Source organism: Microbispora sp. H10670 (assembly GCF_014161385.1).
GTDB lineage: Bacteria > Actinomycetota > Actinomycetes > Streptosporangiales > Streptosporangiaceae > Microbispora > Microbispora triticiradicis.
On record NZ_JABBWW010000003.1, the window covers coordinates 20,590 to 37,386 of the forward strand.

Below are 16,797 nucleotides of genomic sequence, written 5' to 3' on the forward strand. Positions count from 1 at the left end.
CGCGGTATCAGCTCCATACGATTCTGGGACACCATCCGCTCTCGCCGGAGTATTCGTTTTGAACCGGAACTGCGTGATCAAGGACCCCGCCCCGGCGGACCGGGGACAGTGGCGGCGCAGCGGCGCCGCGTCCGCGCACGAACGGCTGGCGTTCCTGAACGAGGCGAGCCGCCGCATCGGCAGCACCCTCGACCTCGAGGAGACGAGCCGGGAACTCGTGGACGTGGCCGTCCCGAGGTTCGCGGACACCGCGGCCGTGATGCTCCAGGACCGCCTCCTCAACGACGGCGAGCTGTCGTCCCGCCCGGTGGACGGGACGACCCTCGTCCGCCGGACGGCGATGGGCGTGGCCGGCGCGGACGCGGACGCCTGCGTGAACGCCTTCCCCGTCGGCGAGGTGGCGGTCTACCCGGCGAGCCTGCCGCAGGCGCAGTGCATGGCGAGCGGCAAGCCGCTGATGTATCCGGCCATGGACAAGGAGAGCGCCCGGCTCATCGGCGCGGCCTTCGGCCGGGAGGACGCGATCGCCGCCCTGCTGACCGACGCCTCGTTCCTCACCGTGCCCCTGAGGGCCCGGGGACGGGTGCTCGGGTGCGTGGTCTTCACCAGGCGGGCGGGCGCGCCCCCGTTCGAGGAGCAGGACGTCGCGGTGGCCGAGGACCTCGCCGCCCGCACCGCCGTGTGCGTCGACAACGCCCGCCTCTACACCACCGAGCGCCGGACCGCGCTGACCCTGCAGAGCAGCCTGCTGCCCGCCGAACTGCCGCAGCCGCTCGGGATGGACATCGCCTCGCGCTACCTTCCGGCCAGCGACCTGATGGGCGTCGGCGGAGACTGGTACGACGTGATCGCCCTTCCCGGGTGCCGTACGGCCCTGGTTGTGGGCGACGTCATGGGCCACGGGACCAGGGCCGCGGCGACGATGGGCCAGCTCCGCACGGCGGCGCGCACGCTGGCGAGCCTGGACCTGCCGCCCGACGAGGTGCTGTTCCGGCTCAACCTGATGAGCCAGGACCTCGATCCGACCCAGATCGCCACATGCATCTACGCCGTCTACGACCCGGTGACGCGCGGCTGCGCGCTCGCCCGCGCCGGGCACGTGCCGCCGATCCTGCTGCATCCCGACCGGTCGACCGAGATCGTCGAGCTGCCGTCGGGCCTTCCCCTCGGCATCGGCAGCGACCCGCTGGAGATGCGCGAGCTGGTCCTGCCGGCCGGGAGCGTGCTCGCCTTCTACACCGACGGCCTGGTGGAGAGCCGCGAGCGGGACCTGGACGCCGGGATCATGGGGTTGCGCCGCCTGCTGGCCGGGCCCGTCGAGGACCTCGACGACATGTGCGACGACATCATCAGCAGCCAGCGGGCGAGCCACGAGCGCGACGACATCGCCCTGCTGGTGGCCCGTGTGCGTGAGCTCGACCCGGACGAGGTGGCGACCTGCCCCCTGCCCGCCGACCCGAAGTTCGTCTCCCAGGCCCGCCGGTTCGTCCGGGTCACCCTCGCCGCCTGGGGGCTGAGCAGCCTGGTGGACAGCACCCAGCTCATCGTCAGCGAACTGGTCACCAATGCGCTCAAGCACGGCTGGCCGCCGATCGAGCTGCGGCTGCTGCGCTGCCGCACGCTGGTGGTCGAGGTCGCCGACGGCTCCCCCTCCAGCCCCGCCCCGCGTACGGCCACCCCCGACGAGGACACCGGCCGCGGCCTCCAGCTGATCAAGCGCTTCGCCTATCGCTGGGGCACCCGGCCCACCCCGTACGGAAAGATCGTCTGGGTCGAGCAGCATCTTCCGTGACCGGCCGCCTCCTCGCGGGCGGGCGGGCATGACTGATCGTCAAGAGGAGTTACGGTCGAATCGGGGAGCTCGTGGCGAGGAGGGGACATGATCGACATCCGGGACGCGTACCGCAGGGCGCTCGACGGTTTCGGCGACCGCCTCCATCTCGTCCGCCCCGGACAGTGGGACCTGCCGACGCCGTGCGTCGACTGGGACGTCCGGGGGCTGGTGAACCACCTGGTGACCGAGAACCTGTGGGCTCCCGAACTGCTGTCGGGCCGCACGGCCGCCGAGGTGGGCGACGCGTTCGAGGGCGACGTGCTCGGCGACGACCCGGTGAAGGCGTTCGAGGCGTCGGCACAGGGCGCCGTCCAGGCGGTGTACGCCGAGGGCGCCCTCACGAGCGTGGCCCATCTGTCCTTCGGCGACGTGCCGGGCGAGGAGTACATCACCGAACTGTTCGCGGACGCGCTGATCCACACCTGGGACCTCGCGCGGGCCGTCGGCGGTCCGGAACGGCTCGACCCCGACCTCGTCGCGTCCTGCGCCGAATGGTTCGCCAAGGCGTGGGACGGCTACCGCGAGGCGGGCGTGATCGGGGACGAGCGCGACATCCCGGCCGACGCCGACCAGCAGACCAAGCTGCTCGCGGCGTGGGGCAGAACCCCCTGAGACGGCCCCGGAACCGGGCTAACGCCCCGTAGGACGCTTGCCGTGGTTGGCCTTCTTCTTCCTGCGGGCCTTCGACTTGCGTGCGCGTCTGCCCATCGCGGCCGCCTTCCCTGGAGTACGGGTTTCGCCCACTGTCCCCCCGCGGGCGGGCGGCGGCAAGTACCCGCACCCCGGCTCAGCACTCCTGTACGTATGTGTGCATAATCTGTTGGAATCTGTTTAAAGGAGTGGCGGATGCTGGCCCAGCAACGGCAGCAGGCGATCCTGGAGAGAGTCCGCAGGTCCGGCGGGGTCCGGGTCGCGCAACTCGTGCGTGAGCTCGGGGTGTCGGACATGACGATCCGCCGCGACCTGGAGGTCCTGGCGGAGCGCGGCCTGATCGTCAAGGTGCACGGCGGGGCCACCGCCACCGGTGCCGGCTCCACCGAGGAGCCGGGCTTCGCGGCCAAGTCGATGCGGCAGCAGGCCGAGAAGGAGGCCGTCGCCCGCTGCGCGGCCCCGCTCGTACGGCCGGGAAGCTCCGTCGCGCTCTCGGCCGGCACGACGACCTGGACGCTGGCCCACCACCTGGTGGACGTCCCCGAGCTGACCGTGATCACCAACTCCGTCCAGGTGGCCGACGTCTTCCACCGGGCGGGACGGCCCGACCAGACCGTGGTGCTCGTGGGCGGCGTGCGGACGCCGTCCGACGCGCTGGTCGGCCCGGTCGCGGTCGCGGCCGTCCGCTCCCTGAACGTCGACATCCTCATGCTCGGTGTGCACGGCATGAGCGTCCGGGCCGGTTTCACCACCCCCAACCTGCTGGAGGCGGAGACCGACCGCGCCCTGATCGCCGCCGCCCAGCGGCTCGTCGTCCTGGCCGACCACACCAAGTGGGGGACCGTCGGCATCAGCACGATCGCGGCCCTCGGCGAGGCCGACGTGGTCGTGAGCGACACGGGCCTGCCCGAGGACGCCCGCGCCGTGCTGTCGGAGCACGCCGGCGAGCTCCTCCTCGCGGATCCGTCCGGCGAGGCACCCCTGAAGACCGCCTCCGTGTGACGCCGCCGCGACGCCGGAGAAGAGCCCTGTGAAGCTGGAGATCGCACCGTGAAGCGCACCATCGCTCATCTGGCCGACGGCCGGGAGCTGATCTATTTCGACCGCCGCGACGACGCCGACCACGACGTGGCCGACCCCCGGGATCTGCCCGCGCGCCCCCTCGCGTCCGAGTTGCGTCACGACCCGCTCATGGACGAGTGGGTGGCCGTCGCCCGGCACCGCCAGACCCGCACCCACCTGCCGTCCGCCCAGGAGTGCCCGCTCTGCCCCGGGCATCCCGGCTCGGAGATCCCCTCGCCGTACGAGGTGGCGGTGTTCGAGAACCGCTTCCCGTCGTTCAGCTTCAACACCGGCGCGTACGAGCAGGTGGGCGGGCTGAGCGAGGTGCGGCCGGGGACCGGGCGCTGCGAGGTCGTCTGCTTCACCTCCGACCACGACGCCTCCTTCAGCTCCCTCGGCGACGAGCAGGCCGCGCTGGTCGTCGAGGCGTGGGCCGACCGCACGGCCGAACTGTCCGCGCTGCCCGGCGTGGAGCAGGTCTTCTGCTTCGAGAACCGCGGCGCCGAGATCGGCATCACGCTGCCGCACCCGCATGGGCAGATCTACGCCTATCCGTACGTCACGCCGCGTACCCGGCAGATGCTGGAGACCGCCGCCCGGCACCGCGGCGGCAACCTGTTCGCGGACGTCCTGGCGGCCGAGCGGAAGGGGCCCCGCGTCGTGGCCGCCAACGAGCACTGGACGGCCTTCGTCCCGGCCGCCGCCCGGTACCCGTTCGAGGTGCATCTCTACCCGCACCGCCGGGTGCCGGACATCCCGGCGCTGTCGGCGGAGGAGCGGGCCGCCTTCGCGCCGCTGTACATCGACGTGCTGCGCCGCCTGGACGGGCTGTTCGGCGTCGTCATGCCGTACGTCGCGGCCTGGCACCAGGCTCCGGTCACCTACCGCCGGGATCTGGCCTACCTGCACCTCCAGCTCTTCACGATCCGGCGGGCGGCGGACAAGCTGAAGTACCTCGCCGGATCGGAGTCGGCGATGGGCGCCTTCGTCAACGACGTCCTGCCGGAGGAGGCCGCCCGCATGCTGCGCGAGGTGGTAACGGACTGATCTCCGTACGGTTGCGACTTGGGGTGGCAGTCACCATTTCTTTACCACTAGTATCCCTGGCACCACCGGTCACAGCCGGTGCCGCCTAATCCCGGGCGCCTCGCCCGGGAGCCGGGGACCCGTTCACGCCTCTGGGGTAAAGGCACGTCGCTGCCCGGGCTCCTCCAGCCCGCACCCGTCAGCTAACCCGGTCGGCAGATGGAGAGGAGTGGGCTCTGCCCCGCGCGTTCCCCCTGGCCGCCGGTGTGTTGACCGCCGCGGCCCTCGTTCTCGGCACGGCCGCCGGGGGCGCCGCCGCCCCCAAGCCGACGGAGAGGCAGCTCAAGAAGCAGCTCGCCGGCCTGCAGAAGAAGGTCGACCGGCTCATCGCCGACTACAACGCCAAGCGGGTCGCGCTCGCCAGGGCGCGGGACGACGAGGCGGCGGCGCGCGCCCGCGTGAGCAGGGCGGAGGCCGACTACACGGCGACCCTCGACGAGGTCCGGGAGTTCGTCGGGCTGCGGTACCAGACCGACAGCGTGCGGGTCCTGCCCAACCTGACCGTCTCCGCGGTTGCGTACCAGCTCAAGGAGGAACAGGCCGCGAGGCTCGCGCGGGTCGACGAGGTCCGCGCCGAACGGCAGAAGGCCGCCGAGGCGGCGAGGGCGCTCACCGCTTCGCTGAAGTCGCAGGCCGCGGAGGTCGCCGGTCGGCGCCGGGAGGCCGAGAAGCTCATCGACGACATCAAGGACAAGATCGACCGCCTGGTCCCGATCGCTCCGGGCCGGAGGGGCAGCGGGTCGTGGGCGCCCGAACTGCCGGCGGGCGCGGACAACATCACGCCCCGGATGCGGCTCATGCGCTCGGAGGTGGAGGAGCACTTCGATCTGAGCTTCCCGGTCGGCTGCTACCGGGCCGAGAACAGCGGTGAGCACCCCCTCGGCCGCGCCTGCGACTTCATGATGAGCTCGGGCGGCGCCATGCCCTCGGCCAAGATGAAGGCGCTCGGCGACAGCCTGGCCGCCTGGGCCATCAAGAACGGCCCGAAGCTCGGCGTGATGTACGTCATCTGGCAGCAGCGCATCTACAACCTCGGCCACCCGGGCTGGCGCCCCATGTCCGACCGTGGCGGCGTCACCGCCAACCACTACGACCACGTCCACATCTCGATGTACTGAGCAGGAGCTTCGAGGGCCGGCGGCCTCGCCGAGCGAGGCGGCCGGCCCGTTCCGCGTCAGGCCGGGATCTGCTTCTCGTTCCAGGTGTAGTAGATGTAGGTGCTGCCGGGCCCGGTCATCGTGCCGAAGACCTGCCACCAGCTGTTGGCGCCGGGCGAGAAGCTGAAGACCTTGTCGCCGGGCCGGTCGTCCACGAACACGGTCGTGGACCCGTCGGAGGAGTGGATCTGTACCTCGATCGTGAACGTCTCGGTGTCCGGGATGTCGAGGCAGACCTCGTGCGTGTACGCCGACGGACCGGCGATGTTGTAGTTACGGCCGTCCACCGACGGCCGCTGGACGTTGGTGGGGACGTAGCTGGTCCGGGCGTAGGTGTACCCGCCCGTGGAGCAGTCGACCGCGGAGGCGGACGCGGGACCGACGCCGGTGAGCGTGGCGCCGAGGACGCCGGTGGCGACGGCGAGAACGGAGATCGTGCGCTTCATGCCTCTCCTCATCCGTGCAGCGACCCCTCAACCAAAATGGTTGAAGGCTGAACTGATTCTGACTCGATCATCCCGCTTGGACAAGTACGGGCAAAGGTTCGTCCACGCCCGAGTCAAGCGGGTCGCGAGAGCGCACCCCCTCCTGCGCCTGGAAGGCGGGCCGTCCGGCGGGGCGGAAATGAAGTGGTCGCACCCCGGGGGCCAGGGGCAGGATGTCCGGATGACCGACACACGTACCGATCCTCCGCTCGCCGCGGGCGAGCGCGAGATGCTGCGCGCCTTCCTCGACTTCCACCGCCAGACGCTGGCCGTGAAGTGCGAGGGCCTCGCCGAGGAACAGCTACGGCTGCGCTCCGTCCCGCCGTCGTCCCTGTCGCTGCTCGGCATCGTGCGGCACATGGCCGACGTCGAGCGGAGCTGGTTCCGGCGGCGGCTCGCCGGTGAGGACCTCGAAGGCATCTACTACACCGACGACGATCCGGACGGCGAGTTCGACAACGTGGACACGGCGTCCGCCGAGGAGGCCTTCGCCACCTGGCGCGCGGAGATCGAGCACGCGCGGGCGGCGGAGGCGGCCTGCGCCGATCTGGACGCGACGACGAAGGCGGCCCGGCAGGGCGTCCACCACTCACTGCGCTGGATCATGGTCCACATGATCGAGGAGTACGCGCGGCACAACGGCCACGCCGACCTGCTGCGCGAGCGCATCGACGGGGCGACGGGCGAGTAGGGACCCGGTCCCTCACCCGCCGGGCCGGGTCCGCCCGGCCCGGCCCAACCCGTTCAGCCCGGCCATACCCATTCAGCCCGGTTCAGCCCGAGATGCGGACGGGGTTCACCAGGTCGGCGTAGATGAGAAGGCCGCCCATGACGACGAGCAGGGCCGCCATGACGTACGTCAGCGGGAGCGCCTTGGCGACGTCCACGTAGCCCGGCATGGGCCGCCGGCGCACCCGGGCGAAGGCCCGCTTGACTCCCTCCCACAGGCCGCCGGCGATGTGGCCGCCGTCCAGCGGCAACAGGGGGACGAGGTTGAACATGCCGACCGCGAGGTTCAGCCCGGCCAGCAGGCTGATGAACACCTCGATCTTGCTGTCGATGGGGATGTCCGACGCGGCGATCTCACCGCCGATGCGGCCGGCGCCCACGATGCCGATCGGCCCGTTCGGGTCGCGCTTCTCCCCCGAGAACGCCGCGTTCCACACGCCGACCATCTTCTTGGGGATGTTGACCATGGCCGCGGCGGTCCGCTTGGTCAGGTCCCACATCTGCCCGAGGACGTAGCCGGGACCCTGCTTCTCCACGACGATCGTCGGGCTGACGCCGAGGAAGCCGACGTTCCTGTCCACCTTGTCGGGGTCGGTCTGCGAGGGCATGTCCTGCGCGATCAGGTCGACGTCCACCGTCGTGGTCCGGCCGTCGCGCTCGATGCCGAGCGTCGTCGCCCCGGCGCCGTGCGACCGGATCTGCCGGGTGGCCGCCTCCCAGCTGGCGACCGGAGTGCCGCCGACGGCGACGATCCGGTCCCCTGGCCGCAGCCCCGCCTTCGCCGCGGGCGTCAGCGGGTCTCCGGACGCGCAGTCCCGGTGCGCGGCCTCGGCCGCCGGGATCGCGCACTTGGACACCGAGGAGACGACCGGCTTCGTCGTCCGCACGCCGAAGCCCATCATCACGACCGCGAACAGCACGAACGCCAGCACGAAGTTCATCGCGGGCCCGCCGGTCATGATGATGACCTTCTGCCACCAGGGCTTGCGGAAGAAGACGCGGTTCTCGTCGCCCGGCCGGATCTCCTCCGAGGCGACCGCCCTGGCGTTCTCGATGAGGCCCTGCCAGGGGCCCGTCGAGACGCTGCGCAGCTTGCCGGGGTCGTCGGAGGGACGCGGCGGGAGCATGCCGACCATGCGGATGTAGCCGCCCAGCGGGATCCACTTCACGCCGTACTCGGTCTCGCCGCGCCGCCGCGACCACAGCGTCGGCCCGAAGCCGACCATGTACTGCGTCACGCGGACGCCGAACAGCTTGGCCGGGACGAGGTGCCCGATCTCGTGCAGCGCGATGGAGAGCAGCAGACCAACGAAGACGATCACGAATCCGGCCACGATGAGCCAGCTCATCAGCGCGTACCCCCGAGTCGGAGAAGATGCCGTGGCAGTCGTCGCACCCTCCGAGAGTAGCCCACCGGAACAAGGGAGAGACCTGCTCCGGCGAACCGGCGCGTTGCCCATACATGGCCGAACCTGGACACTCCGTTGACAGTACGCAATGGGTCGATCACCCTTTGAGAGAACGTCCAGAGGGGAGCGTCTTGATCCGGATCCTGGTGGCCGAACACCTTCCGTTGGTACGGCGAGGCCTGGTCGCCTCTCTCGAAGGGGAGAGCGACCTCACGGTGGTCGCGGACGTCGGTTCGGCCGAGGACATCGTGCCGGCCGCCCTCGACGTACTGCCGGACGCCGCCGTCATCGACGCGGACCTGCCGGGGGCGGACGGGCCGAGCCTGGCCGCGCGGCTCGTCGAGAAGGTGCCCAGATGCCGGGTGATGCTGCTGTCGGCCCAGCCGAACCCCGGCCACCTCAAGCGGGCCTTCGCGGCCGGGGCCCTCGGCTACCTGAGCATCGAGGTGTGCCCCGAGCAGCTCGCCGACGGGATACGGCGGATCATCGCCGGGCGCCGGATCGTCGACTCCGAGCTCGCGGTCGCGGCCCTGGAGGCCGCCGAGTGCCCCCTCACGCCCCGGGAGCACGAGGTGCTGCGCCTCGCGGCCGGGGGCGCGCGCTCGAAGGAGATCGCCGCCGAGCTGGGCCTGTCCGTCGGCACGATACGCAACCACCTGTCGCGCGTCCTGGTGAAGACCGGGGCGCGCAGCCGGGTGGACGCCGTCCGCATCGCCACCGACTACGGCTGGTTGTAGGGACCTTTCCCGGCGGGCCTCAGGGACGCCAGATGAGGACGAGCGCGCAGTCGTCATTGTGACCGGACGACATGGCCTGCACGAGCTGCCGCGCCTTGTCCCGGAAGCCCGAGGGCAGCAGCCGCTCGGCCTCCCCCAGCAGCCGGTCGAGCCCGGCGTCGATGTCCCGGCCGGGCTGCTCGATCAGCCCGTCGGTGAACAGCATGAGCGCGTCGCCCTTGCGCAGCACGCCGCTGTCGGTCTCGCAGGCCAGGTCGGGCACGACGCCGAGCACGACCCCCTTGGCCGTGGACACCCGCCAGGTGCCCGACCCGGAGTCGAACCGGACCACCGGCGGGTGCCCGGCGGAGGTGATCGTGTACTCCCCCGTCGACAGGTCGAGCGTCAGGTGGACGGCCGTGACGAACCCCTCGTCGCCGATCTGCCGGTGGAGATAGGAGTTGCAGGAGGCCAGGAAGTCGTCCACCGAGCCGAGCAGCCCGCCGAACGTGCCGGAGAGCATGAGCGCGCGGGTGCCGGCGTCGACGCCCTTGCCCGACACGTCGACGACGGCGAGCTGGACCCGGTCGCCCTCGCGCATGGAGACGACGAAGTCGCCGCCGAACGACGACCCTCCGGCCTGTTTGAGCACGACCTTGCCGCCCCAGTCCTTGGGCAGCGGCGGCAGCTCGCTCTGCCGCTTGAGCCGGTCGCGCAGCTCCAGCAGCATCGCGTCGCCGCGCAGGCCCTGCACGCCGAGCTTGCCCCGCGTCCGCGCCATCGTCCACGCGAGCGCGGCGGTGAAGCCCATCGTGATCAGCAGGCCCGGCCCGACGGCGAGCACTCCCCTGGTCGATCCCATGTAGGCGAGGGACGCCGCGACCACGCACAGCAGGACGGCCAGGCTGCGCAGGCGGAGCTGGAGGCCGCCGATCAGTGTCACGAGGATCAGCAGCGACGGCGAGAACCAGTACGCCGAGACCTCCGCGTCGAGCACGCCGATGACCACGGTGACCGCGACGAGGGCGATCAGGAGGTACCGGTCCTTCGACCACACCTTTTTGACAAAACGGACCGACGGCACCAGGAGCGGCACGCGCGCCAGGATGGCGCGCAGCCGTGGAGAGATCAGCGGCGCCGGACGGGAAGTCATGATGGCCTCGACTGTATCCGGACATCCCAGATGGCGGCACCCGCTTGACCGACGCCGGGGTCGTGTCCCGTGATCTTTCCAGCCTACCCCCGCCGAAGATCACGGGCCACCCGCCGGCCGCCCGCTGCGGATGTCCGGTGCGGATGTCCGGCCGGTTCGATCGCACGCCCACGGCCCGGGGCGTACGCTCGCGGTATGGCGCTGCAGAGTTTGCAGATCACCGCGATCACGGCCATGCGGGCCCGCGACGTGTCCCGGCCGACCCCCGAGCAGCAGGAGACCGCCGAGCGGCGGCCGCTGCGCGACGAGACGACGCCCCGGCGGGAGTCCCGCCGGGGTCGTGACCGGGACGGCCGCTGACGCCGCCCCTCGGACGCTCACCGGCCGCCCGCCCGGGGTCCCGGGAGGGGCGGTCTCCGGCCCCGGCGGCTTCCGGCCGGGCGGATCAGGCGGGCAGCGGCGGCAGTTCGCCGGTCGTCTCGTACTCGGCGAGCTGGCGGATCCGCCGGGCGTGCCGCTCCGCGCCCGAGAACGCCGTGCCGAGGAAGACCTCGACGAACCGGGCGGCCTCCTCCGGCGTGTGCATCCGCGCGCCGATGCTGATGACGTTGGCGTCGTTGTGCTCGCGGGCGAGCCGGGCCGTGTCCTCGTTCCAGGCGAGGGCGGCGCGCACCCCGCGCACCTTGTTGGCGGCGATCTGCTCGCCGTTCCCCGAGCCGCCGATCACCACCCCGAGGCTGCCCTCGGCGGCGACCACGCCCTGCGCGGCGCGCAGCACGAACGGCGGGTAGTCGTCCTCCGCGTCGTAGACGTGGGGGCCGCAGTCCTCCACGTCGTGGCCCTGCTCCTTAAGCCAGGAGACCAGGTGGTTCTTGAGCTCGTAGCCGGCATGGTCGGCACCGATGTAGACACGCACGGGACAAGTTTCCCAGACGAGTTCTGGCGGAGGTCACCCCGGCCTCCACTAAGGTAATAGACGACACCGCCAGTGGCTCTTACACCACCTCATGCCGGAGCAGGAGTGTCATGCGCGAGATCCGCTACGTCGGCGACCCCGTCCTGCGTACCCCCGCGGAGCCCGTGACGGACTTCGACAGGGAGCTGCGCCGCCTGATCGACGAGATGTTCGCGGTGATGTACCAGGCCGACGGCGTGGGACTGGCCGGGCCGCAGATCGGGGTGGGCCGGCGGCTGTTCGTCTACGACATCAGCAACCGCAAGGGCCACGTGGTCAACCCGGAGCTGACGATCGACGACCCCGGGGAGGTCGTCGAGGAGGAGGGCTGCCTGTCGGTGCCGGGCAAGGAGACCGGCAAGCCGCTGTACGCCCCCACCGTCCGCGCCGCCGGAGTCACGCTGCGCGGGGTCGACAAGCTCGGCCGGCCCGTGGCCGTGAAGGCCCGGGGCATGCTCGCCCGGTGCTTCCAGCACGAGTTCGACCACCTCGAGGGCACGCTGTACGTCGACCGGCTGGGCAAGGACGAGCGCCGCAAGATCCTCCTCCAGGCGCCCTGAGACCGCCGCCCCTTACAGCTGGATCGCCTTGGTCTCCAGGAACTCCTCCAGGCCGAACTCCCCCATCTCGCGCCCGACGCCCGACTGCTTGTAGCCGCCGAAGGGCGCCATGGGGTTGAACCGGCCCCCGTTGACCGCCACCTGGCCCGTGCGCAGGCGGCGGGCGACCGCGAGCCCCTCCTCCTCGGTGCCCGCCCAGACCGCCCCCGACAGTCCGTACGGCGTGCCGTTGGCGATCTCGACGGCCTCGTCCTCCGTGCCGAAGGGGATGATCGACAGCACCGGGCCGAAGATCTCCTCCTGCTCGACGGCCATGCCGGGCGACACCCCGGCGAAGACCGCGGGCTCGACGTAGTAGCCGCGGCCCATGGGGTTGCCGGTCCCGCCGAGCACGAGGCGGGCCCCCTCCTCCTGACCCCGGTTGAGGTATCCGACCACCCGGTCGCGCTGGGCGGCGGACACCAGCGGGCCGAGGCGGGTGCCCTCGGCGAACGGGTCGCCCGGGACGTATTTCGCCGCCGCCTCCACGGCCAGCCGGACCGCCTCGTCGTACTGGTCCCAGTGGACGAGCATCCGGGTCAGCGCCGAGCAGGTCTGGCCGGAGTTCAGGTAGGCCCCGGCGACCCCGTTCTTCACCGCCTTCTCCAGGTCGGCGCCGGGGAGGACGATGTTCGCCGACTTGCCGCCCAGCTCCAGGGCCACCCGCTTGACCGTCCCGGCCGCGAGGGCGGCGACCCTGCGCCCGGCCCCGGTCGAGCCGGTGAAGGAGACCATGTCCACGCCGGGGTGGGCGGCGACGGCCTCTCCGACCACCGGACCGTGCCCGCTGACCATGTTGAACACGCCGGGCGGCAGGCCCACCTCGTGGAGGATGTCCGCGAACGCGTACGCCGCGAGCGGCGCGACCTCGCTCGGCTTGAGCACCACCGTGCAGCCGGCCGCCAGGGCCGGGGCCACCTTGCAGACGACCTGGTGGAGCGGGTAGTTCCACGGTGTGATCGCGCCGACCACCCCGACCGGCTCGCGGACGATCAGCGAGTTGCCCACCCGCCCGCCGTCGAAGTCGTACCGCTTGGCGAGGTCGGCGTAGGAGGCCAGCACCTCGGCGGGCATCAGCGTCTGCACCTTCAGCGCGAGCGGCAGCGGCGCGCCCATGTCGGTGGCGATCGTCGCGGCGATCTCCCGGGCGCGGTCCCTGAGCAGCCCGGCCGCCGTCCCGAGGAGCGCGGCGCGCTCGGCGGGCTCCGCCGCCGCCCAGGACGGGAAGGCGGCACGGGCGGCGGCGACCGCGGTCTCCACGTCGGCGGCCGACCCCGCGGGCACCCGGTCCACGATCTCCTCGGTCGCCGGGTTGACGACCTCGACGGCCTCGCGCGAGGAGGACGGCGTCCAGCCGCCGCCGACGTAGATCTGACGCATGTTCCTCATACTCGCGCCTTGACTGTCAGAACGCGAGCCCCGGCCGCAAGGCCCCTGTCAAGAGGGCCGTCGGACAACTTCCTATTCCAGGTAGGGGCGATGTTGAATCCGTCCTGTGACCGTGACGTGGCAGGATTCATCCATCCCTGTACGCGAAGGGGCGACGGGGAACCGGGGGATTGATCATGCGATGAGGAGTGGGTGTGGCAGGGAATCTGACACGTGACGAGGCTCGGGAGCGTGCTCGGCTGCTCACGGTCCAGTCCTACCAGGTCGAACTCGACCTGACGGAGGGCGAGGAGCGGTACGAGAGCATCACGACGGTCCATTTCACGTCCGACCGGCCGGGGGCGGGCACGTTCATCGACCTGCACGGGGCCCATGTGCGGAAGGTGGTGCTGAACGGCCGGGATCTCGACGTTCGGGCCTACGACGCGGACAAGGGCCGATTCCCGCTGCCGGACCTGGCCGAACGCAACGAACTGCGCGTCGACGCCGACTGCTCGTACATGCGCACGGGCGAGGGGCTGCACCGCTTCGTCGACCCGGTCGACCAGCAGATCTACCTGCACAGCCAATTCGAGACGGCGGACGCGCACCGCATGTACGCATGCTTCGACCAGCCCGATCTCAAGGCGACCTTCGAGCTCACCGTCCTCGCGCCCGCCGAGTGGGAGGTCGTGTCGAACGGCGCCCCCGACTCCGCCGAGGACCTGGAGGAGCACCGCGGGCGGCACGGCACGCTGCAGGCCGCCAAGCGCTGGCACTTCCCGCCGACGCCTCCCATGTCGACGTACATCACGGCCCTCATCGCGGGGCCGTACGCGGTGGTGCGGGACGAGCACGACGGCATCCCGCTCGGCGTCTACGTGCGGCGCTCGCTGGCCGAGCACCTCGACCCGGAGAACATCTTCGAGGTCACCAAGCAGGGCTTCGACTTCTTCCACCGCGTCTTCGGCCTGCGCTACCCGTTCGGCAAGTACGACCAGCTCTTCGTGCCGGAGTTCAACGCGGGCGCGATGGAGAACGCCGGCGCGGTGACGTTCCTGGAGGACTACGTCTTCCGCTCGCGGGTCACCGACGCGATCATCGAGCGCCGGGCCGAGACGATCCTGCACGAGATGGCCCACATGTGGTTCGGCGACCTCGTCACCATGCGGTGGTGGGACGACCTGTGGCTGAACGAGTCGTTCGCCACCTACATGTCGGTGCTGTGCCAGGCCGAGGCCACCCGCTGGGGCCAGGGCGCGTGGACGACGTTCGCCAACGTGGAGAAGTCCTGGGCCTACCGGCAGGACCAGCTCCCCTCCACCCACCCCATCGCGGCCGACATCCCGGACATGCAGGCCGTCGAGGTCAACTTCGACGGCATCACGTACGCCAAGGGCGCCTCGGTGCTCAAGCAGCTCGTCGCCTACGTCGGGCTGGACAACTTCCTCGCCGGCGTGCGCGACTACTTCAACGAGCACGCCTGGAAGAACACCACCCTGCAGGACCTGCTGTCGGCGCTGGAGCGCACCTCGGGCCGCGACCTGTCGTCCTGGTCGAAGGAGTGGCTGGAGACCTCCGGCGTCAACACCCTGCGGCCGTCGTTCACCACCGACGACGAGGGCCGGTTCCTCGGCTTCGAGGTCCTGCAGGAGGCCACGCCGGAGCACCCGACGCTGCGCTCGCACCGCGTCGCCATCGGTCTGTACTCCCTGCGGGACGGCGTGCTCGCCAGGACCAGGCGGGTCGAGCTCGACATCGTCGGGGCGCGCACCGCCGTGCCCGAGCTGGTCGGCGAGACGCGGCCCGACCTCGTGCTGATCAACGACGACGACCTCACGTACGCGAAGATCCGGCTCGACGAGCGGTCGCTGCAGACGCTCGTGAACGGCGGGATCACCGCGTTCACCGAGTCGCTGCCGCGCGCGCTGTGCTGGTCGGCCGCCTGGGACATGACCCGGGACGCCGAGATGGCCACCCGCGACTACGTCCGGCTGGTCGTGTCCGGCATCGACTCGGTGCGCGACATCACCGTGGTGCAGACCGTGCTGCGCCAGGCCCGCCAGGCCGTGCAGCAGTACGCCGACCCGGCGTGGCGGGCGACCGGCATGGGCGAGCTCTCCGCCGCGCTGCGCCGTCTCGTCACCTCGGCGGAGCCGGGCTCGGACCACCAGCTCGCCTACGTCAACGCCCTGGCCGCCACCGCGACCTCCGAGGAGGACCTGGCGTTCCTCAAGGGCGTGCTGGACGGCACCGAGGTGCCCGAGGGCCTGGCCGTCGACGCCGACCTGCGCTGGACGCTCATCCACGGGCTGGTGTCCCGCGGGGTCCTCGGCGCCGCCGACATCGACGCCGAGCTGGTCCGCGACGCCACCGCGACCGGCGAGCGCTCGGCCGCCAACGCCCGGGCGGCGATCCCGGACCCGGAGGCCAAGGCCCGGTCCTGGGCGGCCATCGTGGGGGGCGAGCTGAGCGGCGCCCTGCTGCGCTCCACGATCCTCGGCTTCGTCGACCCGCACCACCCCGAGCTGCTGGAGCCGTACGGCGACCGGTACTTCGAGGAGGTCGGGCGGATCTGGAGCGAGTGGACCTCCGACATGGCGCAGAACTTCGCGATCGGGTGCTACCCGGCCCTGCTGATCCGCCCGGAGACCGTGGCGAGGACGCAGGACCTCATCAGCGCCCAGCAGCCGCCGCACGCGCTGCGGCGCCTGCTCCTGGAGGGCGCCGACGGCGTCAGCCGGGCGCTGCGGGCCCAGGCCCGCGACGCCTCCGCGTGACCGGACGGCCCGCCCGCCCGCCTTCCTGATCCGGTCGCCCGGCGGGTGTGCCGGGTGAAAGCGGGGCGCAAGCCCCGTGCAAGACCACCGGGGTGACATGAGGGGGCCGGGCCGTTCACCCGGCGCGGGCGCGGCGGGCCCCCTCCGCCGTGCCCCGCCGCTCCGGCCGTGACGCGTGCCCCCACCGGCACGCGTGCGGACCGGCGGCGGGCGTTCACCGGGTGAGCGGCCACGGATCGTCGTCCGTGCAGGAGGCCCCCGTGATCCCCATGATCGTCACCCTCGCCGTCGTGGCCGTCCTCGTCGCCACGCTCGTCTCCCTCTACAACCGCCTCGTGCGTGGCCGGGGCGCCGTCGACAACGCCTGGGCGCAGATCGACGTGCAGCTCAAGCGCCGCCACGACCTCATCCCCAACCTCGTGGAGACCGTCAAGGGCTACGCCGCCCACGAGCGGGCCACGCTGGAGGCCGTGGTCACGGCCCGCTCCCGGGCGATCGGCGCCCAGGGCCCCGCGGAGCAGGCGGCGGCCGAGAACATGCTGTCCGGCGCGTTGAAGAGCCTGTTCGCCGTGGCGGAGGCCCACCCCGCCCTCAAGGCGAGCGGCAACTTCGCGGAACTGCAGCAGGAACTCGCCACCACCGAGAACCGGATCGCCTACTCGCGGCAGTACTACAACGACGCCGTGCTGACCTACAACAACGCGATCCAGACGGTCCCCGCCAACATCGTGGCGGGGATGACCGGCTTCACGCCCCGTGAGTACTTCCGGGCTCCCGGCGAGGAGCGCGGGCCCGTACAGGTCGGGTTCTGAC

17 protein-coding genes and 1 riboswitch are annotated in these 16,797 nt (G+C 71.5%); of the genes, 11 read left to right on the plus strand and 6 right to left on the minus strand.

Annotation, left to right across the window (positions count from 1 at the left end; translation table 11 throughout):
- Window positions 1–73: 73 nt before the first annotated feature.
- Together HHX33_RS05790 and HHX33_RS05795 are read left to right on the plus strand one after the other, a co-directional pair.
- Window positions 74–1,792 carry an ATP-binding SpoIIE family protein phosphatase gene (locus tag HHX33_RS05790; RefSeq protein WP_182873695.1) on the plus strand — a complete coding sequence of 573 codons (1,719 nt, stop codon included), beginning with the start codon at window positions 74–76 and terminating at the stop codon, window positions 1,790–1,792.
- A gap of 87 nt (window positions 1,793–1,879) precedes the next feature.
- The gene (locus HHX33_RS05795) at window positions 1,880–2,446 is read left to right on the plus strand and encodes a TIGR03086 family metal-binding protein (RefSeq protein WP_182873696.1); all 567 of its coding nucleotides are present in this window, start codon (window positions 1,880–1,882) and stop codon (window positions 2,444–2,446) included.
- A gap of 18 nt (window positions 2,447–2,464) precedes the next feature.
- Here the strand turns inward: HHX33_RS05795 and HHX33_RS37655 are convergent, their stop codons facing one another.
- On the minus strand, window positions 2,465–2,542 hold the full coding sequence (locus HHX33_RS37655) for a 50S ribosomal protein bL37 (protein WP_396697758.1): 78 nt from the start codon (window positions 2,540–2,542) through the stop codon (window positions 2,465–2,467).
- A 138-nt stretch (window positions 2,543–2,680) separates the two neighbouring features.
- On the opposite strand from HHX33_RS37655, the gene HHX33_RS05800 reads away from it, so the two are divergent.
- The 3 genes from HHX33_RS05800 (at window position 2,681) to HHX33_RS05810 (ending at window position 5,751) form a co-directional block, all read left to right on the plus strand.
- Window positions 2,681–3,487, plus strand: coding sequence for a DeoR/GlpR family DNA-binding transcription regulator (locus HHX33_RS05800; protein ID WP_117409720.1), 807 nt, complete (start codon window positions 2,681–2,683; stop codon window positions 3,485–3,487).
- A 48-nt stretch (window positions 3,488–3,535) separates the two neighbouring features.
- Entirely contained in the window at window positions 3,536–4,594 is a 1,059-nt protein-coding gene (gene galT / locus HHX33_RS05805; protein ID WP_138461979.1) for a galactose-1-phosphate uridylyltransferase, read from the plus strand.
- 73 nt (window positions 4,595–4,667) lie between these two features.
- Window positions 4,668–4,805: riboswitch (cyclic di-AMP (ydaO/yuaA leader) on the plus strand.
- A gap of 34 nt (window positions 4,806–4,839) precedes the next feature.
- Complete coding sequence (locus HHX33_RS05810; protein WP_310741233.1) at window positions 4,840–5,751, plus strand: hypothetical protein; 912 nt, start codon at window positions 4,840–4,842, stop codon at window positions 5,749–5,751.
- Window positions 5,752–5,807: 56 nt separating this feature from the next.
- On the opposite strand, the gene HHX33_RS05815 is transcribed toward HHX33_RS05810, so the two are convergent.
- Window positions 5,808–6,236 carry a hypothetical protein gene (locus HHX33_RS05815; RefSeq protein WP_182873697.1) on the minus strand — a complete coding sequence of 143 codons (429 nt, stop codon included), beginning with the start codon at window positions 6,234–6,236 and terminating at the stop codon, window positions 5,808–5,810.
- 220 nt (window positions 6,237–6,456) lie between these two features.
- Between HHX33_RS05815 and HHX33_RS05820 the strand changes: the two genes are divergently transcribed.
- The gene (locus tag HHX33_RS05820; RefSeq protein ID WP_117409724.1) at window positions 6,457–6,966 is read left to right on the plus strand and encodes a DinB family protein; all 510 of its coding nucleotides are present in this window, start codon (window positions 6,457–6,459) and stop codon (window positions 6,964–6,966) included.
- An 82-nt stretch (window positions 6,967–7,048) separates the two neighbouring features.
- Here HHX33_RS05820 and HHX33_RS05825 read toward each other — a convergent pair whose 3' ends face one another.
- Window positions 7,049–8,353, minus strand: coding sequence for a M50 family metallopeptidase (locus HHX33_RS05825; RefSeq protein WP_117409725.1), 1,305 nt, complete (start codon window positions 8,351–8,353; stop codon window positions 7,049–7,051).
- Window positions 8,354–8,544: 191 nt separating this feature from the next.
- Here HHX33_RS05825 and HHX33_RS05830 point away from each other — a divergent pair, with 191 nt between their 5' ends.
- A complete protein-coding gene (locus HHX33_RS05830) occupies window positions 8,545–9,150 on the plus strand; it encodes a LuxR C-terminal-related transcriptional regulator (protein WP_182873698.1) in 606 nt (201 codons plus the stop codon).
- 19 nt (window positions 9,151–9,169) lie between these two features.
- Here the strand turns inward: HHX33_RS05830 and HHX33_RS05835 are convergent, their stop codons facing one another.
- Window positions 9,170–10,282 (minus strand): PP2C family protein-serine/threonine phosphatase, encoded by a 1,113-nt coding sequence (locus tag HHX33_RS05835; protein WP_182873699.1) that lies wholly within the window; start codon window positions 10,280–10,282, stop codon window positions 9,170–9,172.
- A gap of 195 nt (window positions 10,283–10,477) precedes the next feature.
- Between HHX33_RS05835 and HHX33_RS05840 the strand changes: the two genes are divergently transcribed.
- Window positions 10,478–10,642 carry a hypothetical protein gene (locus HHX33_RS05840; RefSeq protein WP_165900879.1) on the plus strand — a complete coding sequence of 55 codons (165 nt, stop codon included), beginning with the start codon at window positions 10,478–10,480 and terminating at the stop codon, window positions 10,640–10,642.
- A gap of 85 nt (window positions 10,643–10,727) precedes the next feature.
- Here HHX33_RS05840 and HHX33_RS05845 read toward each other — a convergent pair whose 3' ends face one another.
- Window positions 10,728–11,198 (minus strand): ribose-5-phosphate isomerase, encoded by a 471-nt coding sequence (locus HHX33_RS05845; RefSeq protein WP_117409541.1) that lies wholly within the window; start codon window positions 11,196–11,198, stop codon window positions 10,728–10,730.
- A gap of 110 nt (window positions 11,199–11,308) precedes the next feature.
- Between HHX33_RS05845 and def the strand changes: the two genes are divergently transcribed.
- The gene (def, locus tag HHX33_RS05850) at window positions 11,309–11,797 is read left to right on the plus strand and encodes a peptide deformylase (protein WP_117409540.1); all 489 of its coding nucleotides are present in this window, start codon (window positions 11,309–11,311) and stop codon (window positions 11,795–11,797) included.
- Window positions 11,798–11,809: 12 nt separating this feature from the next.
- On the opposite strand, the gene HHX33_RS05855 is transcribed toward def, so the two are convergent.
- Window positions 11,810–13,216 (minus strand): aldehyde dehydrogenase family protein, encoded by a 1,407-nt coding sequence (locus HHX33_RS05855; protein ID WP_182873925.1) that lies wholly within the window; start codon window positions 13,214–13,216, stop codon window positions 11,810–11,812.
- Window positions 13,217–13,419: 203 nt separating this feature from the next.
- On the opposite strand from HHX33_RS05855, the gene pepN reads away from it, so the two are divergent.
- Window positions 13,420–15,984 carry an aminopeptidase N gene (gene pepN, locus HHX33_RS05860; RefSeq protein ID WP_182873700.1) on the plus strand — a complete coding sequence of 855 codons (2,565 nt, stop codon included), beginning with the start codon at window positions 13,420–13,422 and terminating at the stop codon, window positions 15,982–15,984.
- Between the two features lie 269 nt (window positions 15,985–16,253).
- Window positions 16,254–16,796 carry a LemA family protein gene (locus HHX33_RS05865; RefSeq protein ID WP_182873926.1) on the plus strand — a complete coding sequence of 181 codons (543 nt, stop codon included), beginning with the start codon at window positions 16,254–16,256 and terminating at the stop codon, window positions 16,794–16,796.
- Window position 16,797 lies beyond the last annotated feature (1 nt).